The organism is Streptococcus porci DSM 23759 (genome assembly GCF_000423765.1).
GTDB lineage: Bacteria > Bacillota > Bacilli > Lactobacillales > Streptococcaceae > Streptococcus > Streptococcus porci.
Genome location: NZ_KE384089.1, coordinates 106,764 through 119,835 on the forward strand (window position 1 = coordinate 106,764; position 13,072 = coordinate 119,835).

Annotated in this window: 16 protein-coding genes; 14 read left to right on the forward strand and 2 right to left on the reverse strand. The window is 41.9% G+C overall.

The genetic code is table 11. The features are described from left to right. Positions 1-83: 83 nt before the first annotated feature. The 14 genes from hisB (at position 84) to G576_RS0110240 (ending at position 10,265) form a co-directional block, all read left to right on the forward strand. A complete protein-coding gene (hisB, locus tag G576_RS0110175; RefSeq protein ID WP_027974506.1) occupies positions 84-668 on the forward strand; it encodes an imidazoleglycerol-phosphate dehydratase HisB in 585 nt (194 codons plus the stop codon). Position 669: 1 nt separating this feature from the next. Beyond that, positions 670-1,278 carry an imidazole glycerol phosphate synthase subunit HisH gene (gene hisH, locus G576_RS0110180; protein WP_027974507.1) on the forward strand — a complete coding sequence of 203 codons (609 nt, stop codon included), beginning with the start codon at positions 670-672 and terminating at the stop codon, positions 1,276-1,278. Positions 1,279-1,426: 148 nt separating this feature from the next. Next, on the forward strand, positions 1,427-2,146 hold the full coding sequence (hisA, locus tag G576_RS0110185) for a 1-(5-phosphoribosyl)-5-[(5-phosphoribosylamino)methylideneamino]imidazole-4-carboxamide isomerase (RefSeq protein WP_027974508.1): 720 nt from the start codon (positions 1,427-1,429) through the stop codon (positions 2,144-2,146). A 1-nt stretch (position 2,147) separates the two neighbouring features. Continuing rightward, on the forward strand, positions 2,148-2,906 hold the full coding sequence (gene hisF, locus G576_RS0110190; protein ID WP_027974509.1) for an imidazole glycerol phosphate synthase subunit HisF: 759 nt from the start codon (positions 2,148-2,150) through the stop codon (positions 2,904-2,906). Beyond that, complete coding sequence (gene hisI / locus G576_RS0110195; RefSeq protein ID WP_027974510.1) at positions 2,903-3,223, forward strand: phosphoribosyl-AMP cyclohydrolase; 321 nt, start codon at positions 2,903-2,905, stop codon at positions 3,221-3,223. Before hisF ends, hisI begins: the two co-directional genes overlap by 4 nt. A gap of 15 nt (positions 3,224-3,238) precedes the next feature. After that, on the forward strand, positions 3,239-4,198 hold the full coding sequence (locus tag G576_RS0110200; protein ID WP_027974511.1) for a DUF6615 family protein: 960 nt from the start codon (positions 3,239-3,241) through the stop codon (positions 4,196-4,198). Position 4,199: 1 nt separating this feature from the next. Continuing rightward, the gene (hisE, locus tag G576_RS0110205; protein ID WP_027974512.1) at positions 4,200-4,514 is read left to right on the forward strand and encodes a phosphoribosyl-ATP diphosphatase; all 315 of its coding nucleotides are present in this window, start codon (positions 4,200-4,202) and stop codon (positions 4,512-4,514) included. A gap of 30 nt (positions 4,515-4,544) precedes the next feature. Further along, positions 4,545-4,976, forward strand: a complete 432-nt coding sequence (locus tag G576_RS0110210; protein WP_245563035.1) for a GNAT family N-acetyltransferase — start codon at positions 4,545-4,547, stop codon at positions 4,974-4,976. Positions 4,977-5,115: 139 nt separating this feature from the next. Then, the gene (gene rpiA / locus G576_RS0110215; protein WP_027974514.1) at positions 5,116-5,787 is read left to right on the forward strand and encodes a ribose-5-phosphate isomerase RpiA; all 672 of its coding nucleotides are present in this window, start codon (positions 5,116-5,118) and stop codon (positions 5,785-5,787) included. 77 nt (positions 5,788-5,864) lie between these two features. After that, the gene (locus tag G576_RS0110220; RefSeq protein ID WP_027974515.1) at positions 5,865-7,076 is read left to right on the forward strand and encodes a phosphopentomutase; all 1,212 of its coding nucleotides are present in this window, start codon (positions 5,865-5,867) and stop codon (positions 7,074-7,076) included. 16 nt (positions 7,077-7,092) lie between these two features. Further along, positions 7,093-7,875, forward strand: coding sequence for an EcsC family protein (locus G576_RS0110225; protein ID WP_051178099.1), 783 nt, complete (start codon positions 7,093-7,095; stop codon positions 7,873-7,875). A 22-nt stretch (positions 7,876-7,897) separates the two neighbouring features. After that, positions 7,898-8,707, forward strand: coding sequence for a purine-nucleoside phosphorylase (locus tag G576_RS0110230; protein WP_027974517.1), 810 nt, complete (start codon positions 7,898-7,900; stop codon positions 8,705-8,707). 87 nt (positions 8,708-8,794) lie between these two features. Beyond that, positions 8,795-9,508, forward strand: coding sequence for a purine-nucleoside phosphorylase (deoD, locus tag G576_RS0110235; RefSeq protein WP_027974518.1), 714 nt, complete (start codon positions 8,795-8,797; stop codon positions 9,506-9,508). Beyond that, the gene (locus G576_RS0110240; RefSeq protein WP_027974519.1) at positions 9,501-10,265 is read left to right on the forward strand and encodes a hypothetical protein; all 765 of its coding nucleotides are present in this window, start codon (positions 9,501-9,503) and stop codon (positions 10,263-10,265) included. The genes deoD and G576_RS0110240 overlap by 8 nt, the downstream gene beginning before the upstream one ends. Positions 10,266-10,462: 197 nt before the next feature. On the opposite strand, the gene G576_RS0110245 is transcribed toward G576_RS0110240, so the two are convergent. Beyond that, on the reverse strand, positions 10,463-11,368 hold the full coding sequence (locus G576_RS0110245; protein ID WP_027974520.1) for a LysR family transcriptional regulator: 906 nt from the start codon (positions 11,366-11,368) through the stop codon (positions 10,463-10,465). Beyond that, entirely contained in the window at positions 11,368-13,020 is a 1,653-nt protein-coding gene (locus G576_RS0110250; protein WP_027974521.1) for an Rqc2 family fibronectin-binding protein, read from the reverse strand. The genes G576_RS0110245 and G576_RS0110250 overlap by 1 nt, the downstream gene beginning before the upstream one ends. Positions 13,021-13,072 lie beyond the last annotated feature (52 nt).

The window sequence follows — 13,072 nt, forward strand, 5'->3', positions numbered from 1 at the left end:
AAACAGTTACCCGCCATCTCATAAAAAATTAGAGTGATAAAAATAGGTAGGCATTAGCTTGCCTAAAATAAAAAGGAGCATACATGAGACAAGCAGAAATTGAACGCAATACTTTTGAAACCAAAATCAAGCTAGCCATTAATTTGGATGCCCAAGAGCCAGTTGATATTGATACTGGCGTTGGCTTTTTTGACCACATGTTGACCCTCTTTGCTCGCCACAGTCGTATGTCACTTGTGGTCAAAGCAGATGGCGACCTTCATGTTGATAGCCACCACACGGTTGAAGATGTGGGTATCGTGCTGGGTCAGGCCATCAAAGAAGCCTTGGGGGACAAGGCTGGTATCAACCGCTATGGAACGTCTTTTGTTCCTATGGACGAAACCCTTGGGATGGCAAGTCTTGACCTCTCAGGGCGCAGCTATTTAGTCTTTGATTGCCAATTTGACAATCCAAAACTGGGTAACTTTGACACAGAATTGGTAGAAGAATTCTTCCAAGCCCTTGCTTTCAACGTCCAAATGAACCTACACTTGAAAATCTTACACGGTAAAAATAACCACCACAAGTCAGAAAGTCTTTTCAAAGCGACTGGACGTGCTCTGCGCGAAGCCATTACCCTAAACCCAGAAATTAAGGGTGTCAATTCAACAAAAGGAATGCTCTAATATGCTAATTGTCATTGATTACGATGCTGGAAATACAGCCAATGTTTTACGAGCCTTGGATAAGCTGGGAGTTGAGGCTAAACTATCAGCCAATCCGCAGGATATCTTGTCAGCCTCTGGCTTGATTTTGCCGGGCGTTGGGGCTTATCCTGCGGCAATGGCAGAGCTGGAGAAGCGTGGCTTAGTAACTGCCATCAAGGAGGCCGTTGCCAATGGTGTTCCCCTTTTGGGTATCTGTTTGGGAATGCAAGTCTTGACTGAGATTGGACTTGAGCACCAAGAGACCAAGGGACTCGGTTTCATTCCAGGAGTCTGTCGCCACATCCCAGCAAGTAAAGACAAACCAGTACCCCACATGGGGTGGAATGACTTGAAGGTCAAACAAGGAACTGCCCTAACCGATGGGCTCGAAGGACAGGCTGTTTATTTTGTTCATTCTTATTACACAGATGTCCCAGCCGATTATATCGACGTAACAGCTGACTACTCCATTGAAGTACCAGCTATGATACACAAGGACAATGTCTATGGAGCCCAATTCCACCCAGAAAAATCAGGTGACATCGGATTGGGGATTATTGAAAAATTTGTGGAAATATGTAGAGATTAAAAAATAGAAAGGGAGGTTCGTTCAGATATTTTCTGAACTGAACCCGAGCTAAAAGCATCGAGAAAAAGATAAACTTCCTTGTGACCAAGGTCACTGCGGTAGCCTCCTATTTTCTTCTTGCTTTCTTAACGCTCTTGGTATCTTAATTATGCAAATTCTTCCTGCAATTGATATAAAAAACGGCAGAGCTGTCCGTCTTTTCAAAGGTGATTTCAGCCAGGAAACGGTTGTTAATCCCGATGTATTGGGGCAAGCCCGCATTTTTGCAGACGCTGGTATTGAATTCATCCATGTGGTTGACTTAGATGGTGCCCTGGATGGTAAAGCGACCAACCGTGATTTAATCGCAGCTCTTAAGGTTGCGACTGGTCTTGGTGTTGAGGTCGGGGGCGGCATCAGAACATTGGAACAAATCGAGGACTACCTGAATGTTGGCATTGACCGTGTGATTATTGGTTCCATGGCTGTGAAAAATCCTGATTTCGTTAAAGCTGCTTTGGATAAATTTGGTAGTGACAAGATTGTGGTTGGTATTGATGCCAAGGATGGATACGTTGCTACAGAAGGCTGGCTTGAAACCAGTACTGTTGACTACATCAGCTTGGCTAAGGAAATGGAAAAAATGGGTGTGGAACTCTTTGTCTACACGGATGTAGACCGTGATGGCACCCTGACTGGACCAAACTTTGATCACTATGAACGCTTGGTGGCTGAATTAACAACTGCTAAAGTCATCGCTTCAGGTGGCATAGCAGAGCTCAGCGATTTGACGAAACTCCAAGACATTGGCGTAGCGGGAACAATCGTTGGGAAAGCCTACTATAATGGTAACATTTCCCTTGATGAACTCAAGGAATTCGGAGGCTGATATGTTAAAAAAACGGATTATTCCCTGCCTGGATGTTAAGGATGGGCGAGTCGTTAAGGGGGTCAATTTTGTGAATTTGACCGATGTCGGTGACCCTGTCAATTCAGCTCGCGCCTACTATGAAGCTGGCTGTGATGAGTTGGTCTTCCTAGACATCACAGCCACCCATGAAGAGCGTGACACCACTGTCGAGATGGTTCGTCATGTGGCAGATCAGGTCTTCATTCCCTTTACTGTCGGAGGTGGCATCCGCTCCGTTGAAGACATGAACAAGATGCTAAAGGCAGGCGCAGATAAGGTGGCCGTCAATTCTTCAGCGGTTGCTAACCCGCAACTGATTAAGGAGTGCTCTGAGAAATTTGGAAATCAGTGTGTTGTGGCAGCCATCGATGCTCGAAAGGAAGCAGATGGTAGCTGGCATGTCTATGTGGCTGGTGGTCGCAAAGACACAGGTAAGGACCTGATTGAATGGGCTAAGGAAGTAGTCAGTCTTGGGGCTGGTGAAATCCTTCTGACTTCCATGGACAAGGATGGAACTAAGTCTGGCTTTGATCTTGATATGCTTAATGCCGTTGCTGCTGTGGTGGATGTTCCTATCATTGCCTCAGGTGGTGCTGGCAATATTGAGCACATGGTTGAAGTCTTCCAGAAAACCCCTGCCACAGGAGCTTTGGCAGCCTCTATTTTCCATTTTGGAGAAGTGGCTATCGCTGATACTAAAAAAGCTATGGCTGACGCGGGAATCGAGGTGCGCCTATGACAGCAATCAAACTAGATTTTGATAAGCAAGGTGGTTTAGTTCCTGTTATCGTAACTGACCATAAAAGTGGACAAGTCCTTATGCTGGCCTACATGAATGAAGAAAGTTATGAACTGACGTTGAAAACCAAGCAGATGCATTATTGGAGTCGCTCGCGCAATGAACTCTGGCACAAGGGAGCCACCTCAGGCCACTACCAGCATGTCAAGTCTATTAAAACTGACTGCGACCGAGACACTTTGCTTATCGCAGTTGAGCAAGAAGGTGCAGCCTGTCATACGGGGGCTTATTCCTGCTTTTTTGAGGAAATTTTATAGTATTGGAAATCTATTATGACTTTAGCTAGTATTGTGGAAAATATTTCAGTAGAAATTTGGAAGTGGATGTATCGTGCCCAAACGATTCATCATGGTACTGCACAGGAAACAGGGCTAACTTCTTATTTATTGTATAAAATTGTAGATAGTTGTAATTCAAGTAGTATTAAGAATACCGCCTTAATTTTGACATTTCAAAATACAGGTGACCCAGAAAAGGTAAGTGGCGCAGACTTTTTGTTCTTGTTGCATTGTAGTCAATGTGGTTTTCAAAGACTACACTTGGTACAGGCAAAAAAACTATATAATAACAGGCGAACAAATATCTCACCATGTGCTAATCGTTACAAAGCATTTAATCATATTGTTAACGGAAACCATCAGTGGTCTGTACTGATAAACTATGCCCAAAGAAAAGGGTATTCTCCATATTATTTGTTTTATAATACTGATTTTAGCGGTAGTAACCATATCAATAATGGATGTAACTGTCCGCTATTGCATAACTATTCAACAATTGATTCCCAATTTAGAAATAATAATGAAGAAATTTTTGGAACTTTGTTTACAGAGGCAAATGACTTGTACCCGTTTTTAAATACTAGTCCAAAATTTTCAGATATTGTTGACTGTAAGTCAACCAAGACACTACAAGAATATTTGAGACATTCTTGCTATAGGTCAAACATCAATCCAAATCAAATTTCAAGAGGTAATCAAAAAACTGGGGGAACTAATGGTCAAAGTGTTTCAAAGAATACAGGTTCTCGTGGGGATGAAATGTTGAATAGCAGTGAAAATAGGAACCTAAATGATTTTAAGGAGACGATAGGAGCTAAACTGGATTCTCAATCGAAAAACTTAATTGATAGAATTGAGAATATTGAAATAAAAGAGATTATCAGAACTGCTTGTTTGAACAATGAGATTGGCTTACCGTTGTTATTTCTAAGTCTAAATATGGAGGAAAACTAAGGTGATGAATATTTTATATAAAGAAGCGCTAAATCGTAAGAATAACCCTAAAGAGGGGTCTTATACCAACTACCTTTTCGACAAGGGCTTGGATAAGATTTTGAAAAAAGTTGGTGAAGAAGCGACTGAGGTTGTTATTGGAGCCAAAAATGCCGACAAGGAAGAGATTGCCAATGAAACCGCAGACCTTCTCTATCACTTGGCAGTCATGTTGGTAGAGACGGGCGTCACCATTGATGATGTCAATGCGGTTCTTGAAGCCCGTCAGGGAAAGAAAAGTAATGTTCATGACCGTAAAGAAGTAACTGATTATTAAAAATTGTATCTTTGAAAGTAGGTGATGGAGTTGATTTTTCGCATTCATCAAGATAATGAGGGCTTATCGGATTTTTTTGCTCAGGTTTTTGATGAACAGTTTGAACGAACCTTTCAAAATAAGAGACCTGACGATGCCCATGAACAGTTGAACTTTGTCCTTGAAGAGGCTGAGGAGATTGTAGCGGCAGCTTCTTGTGAAAGACTCTATGAAACTTTGAAAATCAATAATTTGGCTGTTGCATCCAGCCAGCAGAAACGAGGGTTGGGGAGTCAATTATTAGATAAAATCAAAAGTTATGCTCTCCATAATAAGATTAAGACCATTATTCTGACCACTAGATCTTATCAGGCTAAAGATTTCTACCTTCGACACGGTTTTGATATCTATGGAGCATTAGAAAATGTTCCTTTCGAAGGGGTTACAACCTATTATTTGACTTATATCCTTGAGCAAAACTAGCCTATGTGGCTAGTTTTTTGATTGAGGTATTGATAAGATTAGAAGTAGCGCATGCCTAATGTTCGTTTTTTGGTAATAATATTGTCTCTGAAACCTTTTTCATGATATAATGAAGGAGTATAGAAATGAGGAGGATGTAATGGAAGCGCTCAAAAAAATTGCTGGGGTGACAGCTGCCCAATATGTTAAAGATGGTATGATTGTTGGACTTGGAACGGGATCAACAGCTTATTATTTTGTGGAGGAAATTGGTCGCCGCATCAAAGAAGAGGGGCTTAATGTCATTGGTGTGACTACGTCAAGTGTGACCACGGCTCAGGCAGAAAGTCTGGGCATTCCACTTAAATCGGTTGATGATATTGACACTATTGATGTGACCGTTGATGGTGCTGATGAGGTTGACTCAGAATTTAATGGCATTAAAGGTGGCGGCGGAGCCCTTCTTATGGAAAAAATTGTAGCTACACCAACCAAAGACTATATATGGGTTGTCGATGAATCAAAAATGGTTGACACTTTAGGAGCTTTTAAACTTCCTGTTGAAGTGGTGCAATACGGTGCCGAGCGTCTTTTCCGTGACTTTTTGGCTAAAGGTTACAATCCCTCTTTCCGTGAAAAAGACGGGGTGCGCTTCATTACTGATATGAAAAATTTCATCATTGACCTTGATCTTGGGAAAATTGACAATCCAGTGGCTTTTGGAAATGAGCTAAAAGCCATGACAGGTGTAGTTGAGCACGGATTGTTCAATGGCATGGTCAATAAGGTTATTGTAGCTGGCAAAGATGGGGTTCGCATTTTAGAAGCTTAATTTACCAGAAAATCTTAACGTAAATCATTATTATAGGTTTTGGGTGCCAACCGTAACCACCCTAGATAGGAGACATTGTGTCTAAATTTAATCGTATTCACTTAGTCGTTTTGGATTCAGTCGGAATTGGCGCGGCTCCAGATGCTAATAATTTTGTAAACGCTGGTGTTCCAGATGGAGCATCAGATACTTTGGGACATATTTCCAAAACAGTTGGTCTTGATGTGCCAAGCATGGCTAAGATCGGTCTTGGAAATATCCCTCGCGAAACGCCTTTGAAAACCGTTCCTGCTGTTGATAATCCGACTGGCTATGTCACTAAGCTAGAGGAAGTGTCCCTTGGTAAGGACACCATGACAGGCCACTGGGAAATCATGGGTCTCAACATCACTGAGCCTTTCGATACTTTCTGGAATGGTTTTCCCGAGGAAATTCTGACTAAAATCGAAGAATTTTCTGGCCGTAAAGTCATTCGTGAAGCTAATAAACCTTACTCTGGAACCGCTGTTATTGATGACTTTGGCCCTCGCCAAATGGAAACGGGTGAGCTAATCATTTATACTTCAGCAGATCCAGTGCTTCAAATCGCAGCTCATGAAGATATCATTCCACTTGATGAACTTTACCGTATCTGCGAGTATGCACGTTCCATCACTCTAGAACGACCTGCATTACTTGGACGTATCATTGCCCGCCCATATGTGGGTGAGCCTGGTAACTTCACACGTACTGCTAATCGCCGTGACCTCGCTGTATCACCATTTGAGGACACTGTTTTGAATAAATTAGCAGATGCTGGTGTTCCGACTTATTCTGTCGGTAAAATTAGTGATATTTTCAACGGTTCTGGTATTACCAATGATATGGGACACAACAAATCAAATAGCCATGGTATCGATACCTTGATTAAGACCATGGGCTTGCCTGAGTTTGAAAAAGGTTTCTCATTTACTAACTTAGTTGATTTTGATGCTCTCTATGGTCATCGTCGCGATGCACATGGCTACCGTGACTGTTTACATGAATTTGATGCTCGCTTACCAGAAATTATCTCAGCTATGCGTGAAGATGATTTGCTTTTGATTACAGCTGACCATGGCAATGATCCGACTTACGCTGGGACAGATCACACCCGCGAGTATATCCCACTTTTGGCTTACAGCCCTGTTTTTTCAGGAAATGGAGTCATCCCACAAGGTCACTTCGCTGACATTTCTGCGACCATCGCAGAGAACTTCGGAGTGGATAAGGCTATGATTGGGGAATCATTCTTGGATCAATTGGTCTAATAGTGGGGATAGTTTTATGGATTTTTTTGAATCGTTGGGTAAAAATTTGAATGATTTTGGAAAGCAAGCTGGCGATTTAGTTAACAGCGCCAATGATATTGTTTCTAAACAATTGAATAATGTAAGTAATATTTCACAAGAAACCATGATGTCTACTTTGGATTGGGCATATAGCTCAACAATAAATGGTATTCCTGGGCAATCACGTTTGGATGAATTTGTTGCTGATTATATTAATAAGTATGATGAGGATACTGCAATAGAAAGACTTATTCAATTTCAAACAACTAAGGCGGCTACCTCAGGTTTTATAGCTGGTTTAGGAGGGGTTATCACTATGCCAATTGCTATACCGGCTAATATTGCTACAGTAATATTGTTTCAAATGAGAATGATAGCAGCTATTGCTCAAATAAGAGGATATGATGTAAAAAGTGACCAAGTTCAGTCTTTTGTATATGCTACTTTAGCTGGAACCTCTGTTTCTGAGATTGCAAAAAAAGCTGGTATTAATATTGGAAATAAGATAGCTATTGGTGTGATTAAGAAGATTCCGGGAAATTTATTAAAGAAAATTAACCAAGCAGTAGGATTCAGATTAGCTACAAAATTCGGAACCACTGGCGCAATAAATTTAGGGAAAATGGTTCCAGTTGTGGGGGGGATAATTGGTGGTACCTTTGATACTGCAACAACTTTGACCATTGCATCTCTCGCTAAGAAAACCTTTACCAGAGAAGGAATTGATTTCGGAGATGGAACAGTATTACCCAAAGATGTAACACCAAATGAATTTTAATTGAAATAAGAGGAATAATATTATGTCATTACTTGAAAATATTCGCGTTACTCAGGCTTACTTGGAAAGTAAAGGAATCAAGGAGCCGGAATTTGGTCTGATTTTGGGATCAGGTCTGGGTGAACTGGCTGACGAAGTGGAAAATGCCATTGTCATCGATTATGCAGATATTCCAAACTGGGGTAAATCAACCGTTGTTGGCCATGCTGGGAAACTGGTTTATGGGGATTTGGCAGGCCGCAAGGTCTTGGCTCTTCAAGGACGTTTCCATTTCTATGAAGGAAATCCAATGGAAGTCGTGACCTTCCCAGTCCGTGTCATGAAAGCCCTTGGCTGTCAAGGTGTTATTGTCACCAACGCTGCAGGTGGTATCGGCTACGGTCCAGGGACTTTGATGGCCATTACAGACCACATCAATCTGACTGGTCAAAATCCGCTGATTGGTGAAAACTTGGAAGATTTTGGCCCTCGTTTCCCTGATATGTCTGATGCCTACACCAAAGAATACCGCGAAAAAGCCCACGCTATTGCTGAAAAAATGGGTATCAAGCTGGACGACGGTGTCTATCTTGGTGTGACAGGTCCGACCTATGAAACCCCTGCTGAAATCCGTGCCTTCCAGACTATGGGAGCCCATGCTGTTGGTATGTCTACTGTGCCAGAAGTCATTGTGGCAGCCCATTCTGGGCTCAAGGTCTTGGGAATCTCAGCCATTACCAACTTTGCGGCTGGCTTCCAATCCGAGCTTAATCACGAAGAAGTGGTCGAAGTCACTCAACAAATCAAAGGCAACTTCAAAGGCCTTATTAAGGCTATCTTAGCGGAGTTGTAAACTAACACAAAGTGAAGTTGTTCAAGTTCATTGCGTTTGAACTTGAACTCTCCTTTTATCAGTTTTCAAAACGAAAGGTAATAATAAATGTCTATCCATATTGCTGCTAAACCTGGTGATATCGCCGATAAAATCTTGCTGCCAGGAGATCCCTTGCGTGCTAAATTTATTGCAGAAAATTTCCTTGAAGATGCTGTCTGCTTCAACGAAGTCCGCAACATGTTTGGCTATACTGGTACTTATAAAGGTCACCGTGTTTCTGTCATGGGTACGGGTATGGGGATGCCCTCTATTTCCATTTATGCGCGTGAATTAATTGTTGACTATGGCGTGAAGAAATTGATTCGTGTGGGAACTGCCGGATCCATTGATCCTAATGTCCATGTTCGTGAGTTGGTTCTAGCGCAAGCTGCTGCCACCAATTCAAATATTATCCGCAATGATTTTCCAGAATATGATTTTCCCCAAATCGCAGACTTTGGTCTTCTTGATACAGCTTATCATATTGCTAAAGACATGGGAATGACGACTCACGTTGGTTCTGTGCTGTCCTCTGATGTTTTCTACTCAAACATGCCAGAGCGCAACATGAAGTTGGGTGAACTTGGTGTTAAAGCCATTGAAATGGAGGCCGCAGCTCTCTACTATCTGGCTGCTCAGCACGGTGTCAAAGCTCTCGGTATCATGACCATCAGCGACAGCCTTGTTCACCTAGAGGAAGATACGACTGCCGAAGAACGTCAAAACACCTTTACAGACATGATGAAAGTGGGTCTAGAGACCCTGATTGCCAATGACTAATGAAACCTTAAGTCTGCTTTTGGATCTCTATGCTTATCATCAGGCTTGGAAAATTGCAGAGCAGACCAGCATGTTATCTCCTGACAGCCAGCTTCTTCTAGAAATGTTAAAAGAGCGCCGCGAGCTCAATGTTGCCTATCTTTTTGAGCGCGAAAGTGAGATTCGCCAAATTGAAGCTATCTACCAACTCAGCCTTTTACCAAACAACTATGAGGAAGAACTTCTGGCTAATTACATCATGGATTTAGAAGCCAAGGTCAAAAACGCCAACATCATTGACTTTGTGCGTGCGGTTAGCCCGATTTTATATCGCCTCTTTTTGCGTTTGGCTCAACAGAAGGTACCGGATTTAAGGCAGTTTATTCACGATACCAAATCTGACCAGTATGACAGTTGGAAATTTGACGAGATGAAGCATTCAGATAACATCTTCATTCAGGCTTTCGTGTCAGAGCGTCGCGACAGTAAGGTGACCACGAAAAGTTTGGCAGACTTGATTGATGTCACGGACTTTCCGCAGACGATTAAGGATACTGTTGCTCAGCTTCGTCAGTTGGAAAAAGCGGTGCGAAATCCGCTGGCTCATCTGATTAAGCCTTTTGATGAAGAGGAACTCCATCGAACCGCTAATTTTTCGTCTCAGATTTTTTTAGAGAAAATTATTTTCCTAGCTCAGCAGGCTGGTGTTATTTATGAGACAGAAGAATTTTACTATGATAAGGTCAATCAGTTGATTAAAGCTCAGCTTTTATCATAGAAATAAAAGGGAGTCCTTGGCACTAGCTCCATTATTGGAGGTTAGTGCCAAGGACTTCCTTTTTGTGTTTATACTCTTCGAAAATCAAAATTATCCGTTGTCAACTTGTCTTGATGAACTCAAGTTCTATCGTCGGCTTCGTTTCCTAGGCTACTTTTGATTTTCATTGAGTATTAATGAAAATCAAATAGAGTCTGTCAATCAAATTTGACTTCTTCTAAAAGATACTGAATAAATTTCTCGCCCATGTTTGAGAGGTTGGCCTTTTCGTGTTGGATGTAAACTAGCTCAATCTCGTCATCAACATTAAGTGGAATGGAAGCAATATTATCGCCATTGAGGTTACTATTGAGGATACCTGTAGCGATTGTATAGCCATCTAGACCAATTAAGAGATTGAAAAGAGTCGCGCGGTCAGATACAACGATTGATTTTTTGTGAGGAATCTGTGATAAAATTTCTTCTGCAAAGTAGAAGGAGTTATGAATTCCCTGGTCGTAGGAGAAGTAAGGGAATTCTTCCAAATCTTCTAAGTTGACTAATTCTTTTTGAGCCAAGGGATGGGTTTTTGAAACAAAAATATGAGGTTGAGCTGTAAAGAGTGGTGTATAGCTTAGGCGATTATCGTCCAGCATCTTAGTTAGCACATCACGGTTATAATTATTGAGAAAGAGAACGCCTACCTCTGAACGAAAATTTTTCACATCATCAATGATTTCCCAAGTTCTCGTCTCACGTAGAAAGAGCTCGTAGCGACTCATGTCTGTTCCTTTAAGGAGTGAGACAAAGGCATTGACCACAAAGGCATAGTGCTGTGATGACACAGAAAAGAGTTCGCGATTGGCCGTAGGATTTTTGTAACGTTCTTCAAGAAGTGATGTTTGCTCTACAACTTGACGAGCGTAGGAGAGAAATTCCACTCCGTCTTTTGTCAGGGTGATGCCTTTAGGATTACGAATGAAAATATCAATGCCCATCTCACGTTCTAAGTCACGCACAGCATTTGACAGACTCGGTTGGGTGATGTAGAGTTGTTTGGCCGCTTCGTTCATAGAGCCAGTTTCTACGATTTTGATAATGTAGTGGAGTTGTTGAATCCGCATTAGTTTAACCTCATGCTTTCAATTTTTTCTTTAGTAGGTGTGACCCGCAAGGTTTTTTGCCCTGTATAGGTTACAAATCCAGGCTTTCCGCCACTTGGCTTGTTGAGTTTTTTTGCTTCAATCATATCGACCTGAACGAGATTGGATAAGCGTGCTTTGGAATAATAGGCCGCAAGCTCAGCAGCATCTGTTTTGACCTCATCAGAAGGATTAAGATTGTCCTTAATGATGACATGGGATCCAGGAATATCCTTGGCGTGGAACCACAGTTCTCCTTTCTTAGCCATCTTAAAAGTCAATTCTTCATTTTGTAGATTATTACGACCGACCATGATGATGGTCTTGCCGTCTGAAGCCAGATATTGCTCTGGTTTTTTACGCTTATGACGCTTGTCCGTAGCACGTCGTTTCATAAAACCTGCTTGAACAAGTTCCTCACGGATGTCTTCAATTTCATCCATGTTAGCTTGGGAGAGATTGTAGTCTACCGATTCAAAATACTCAATAGTCTGCCTGGTGTCTTCTATTAAGCCAGTCAGGTGCTTGACCGCCTCTTTCAGTTTCTGATATTTTTTAAAATAGCGCTGGGCATTCTGGTTTGGCGTCAGTGCGACATCAAGAGCGATCCTTATTTTTTCTCCTGTGTAGTAGTTGTCCAGCACCACAGAGTCTTTATTGTTGGGCACCAAACTCAAATAAGTGGTCAGAAGCTCCCCTTTTTGGCGAAATTCTTCAGCATTTTCAGTAGCTGCAAGCTCGACCTCTTGCTTGCTAAGTTTTTTACGATTTTTCTCGAGCTCATTTTGCACGCGGTGAAGCAGGTCACTAGCCTGCTGGGCAATCCTGTCCCGCTCAGCTTTTTCCCCGTAGAAAAAGTCCATTAGCTCAGATAGGGTTTCAAAACTCTGTATGCTATCGGAAAATGGCAGAGCAGCAAAACTTTTCTCAGTCAGGCTCGGCTGAGTTTTTTGAGCAAAGAAAGTTCGGAACTTTTTGAGCTTGTCCTCCCCTAGCTGTGCAGCTAATTGACTGGCGGTATCGCGACCAAGCCCCTGAAAGAGTTTTTGCAGATTCTTAGGTGACAGATCCTCTGTCTGCAAGAGTTCAAAGAGCTTTGTATCTGAGATGTCAAAAGGATTTTGCGCGTCAGTTTTTGGCGGTGCAATATAGGTCGAACCAGGCAAGATGGTACGATAGGAGTTCTGTGAAAAACCAACGTGCTTGATAGATTCAATGATTTTGTTCTCGTTCCGATCGATCAAGATGATGTTAGAATGTTTACCCATGATTTCCATGATAAGAGTGACCTTGATGGCATCACCGATTTCATTTTTGTTGGAGACCGAAATTTCAAGAATGCGATCATTTTCAACTTGTTGAATATCCTCGATAACGGCACCTTGTAAGTACTTGCGCATTATCATAGTATAGGTGTTGGGATTCTGCGGATTTTGAAAATCAGCTTTGGTCGTTTGAATCCGTCCAAAGACTGGATGAGCTGATAAGAGAAGTTTATAATTTTGACGATTATTGCGAACGGTTAAAACCAGTTCCCGCTCAAAAGGTTGATTGACCTTCTGAATCCGTCCCAAAAGGACTTGTTCACGCAGTTCTTGTGTTAAATGATGGAGAAAAAAGCCGTCGAATGACATGGGTCTTCCTTTCTTTTCGTGTTTCTAAAATTCAGATTGTCGCACGTGCTAT

Bases quoted from the DNA above. Each gene is read 5' to 3' on its own strand.
- hisB (WP_027974506.1), top strand. From the start codon at position 84: ATGAGACAAGCAGAAATTGAACGCAATACTTTTGAAACCAAAATCAAG.
- hisH (WP_027974507.1), top strand. From the start codon at position 670: ATGCTAATTGTCATTGATTACGATGCTGGAAATACAGCCAATGTTTTA.
- hisA (WP_027974508.1), top strand. From the start codon at position 1,427: ATGCAAATTCTTCCTGCAATTGATATAAAAAACGGCAGAGCTGTCCGT.
- hisF (WP_027974509.1), top strand. From the start codon at position 2,148: ATGTTAAAAAAACGGATTATTCCCTGCCTGGATGTTAAGGATGGGCGA.
- hisI (WP_027974510.1), top strand. From the start codon at position 2,903: ATGACAGCAATCAAACTAGATTTTGATAAGCAAGGTGGTTTAGTTCCT.
- G576_RS0110200 (WP_027974511.1), top strand. From the start codon at position 3,239: ATGACTTTAGCTAGTATTGTGGAAAATATTTCAGTAGAAATTTGGAAG.
- rpiA (WP_027974514.1), top strand. From the start codon at position 5,116: ATGGAAGCGCTCAAAAAAATTGCTGGGGTGACAGCTGCCCAATATGTT.
- G576_RS0110225 (WP_051178099.1), top strand. From the start codon at position 7,093: ATGGATTTTTTTGAATCGTTGGGTAAAAATTTGAATGATTTTGGAAAG.
- G576_RS0110230 (WP_027974517.1), top strand. From the start codon at position 7,898: ATGTCATTACTTGAAAATATTCGCGTTACTCAGGCTTACTTGGAAAGT.
- deoD (WP_027974518.1), top strand. From the start codon at position 8,795: ATGTCTATCCATATTGCTGCTAAACCTGGTGATATCGCCGATAAAATC.
- G576_RS0110240 (WP_027974519.1), top strand. From the start codon at position 9,501: ATGACTAATGAAACCTTAAGTCTGCTTTTGGATCTCTATGCTTATCAT.
- G576_RS0110245 (WP_027974520.1), bottom strand. From the start codon at position 11,368: ATGCGGATTCAACAACTCCACTACATTATCAAAATCGTAGAAACTGGC.
- G576_RS0110250 (WP_027974521.1), bottom strand. From the start codon at position 13,020: ATGTCATTCGACGGCTTTTTTCTCCATCATTTAACACAAGAACTGCGT.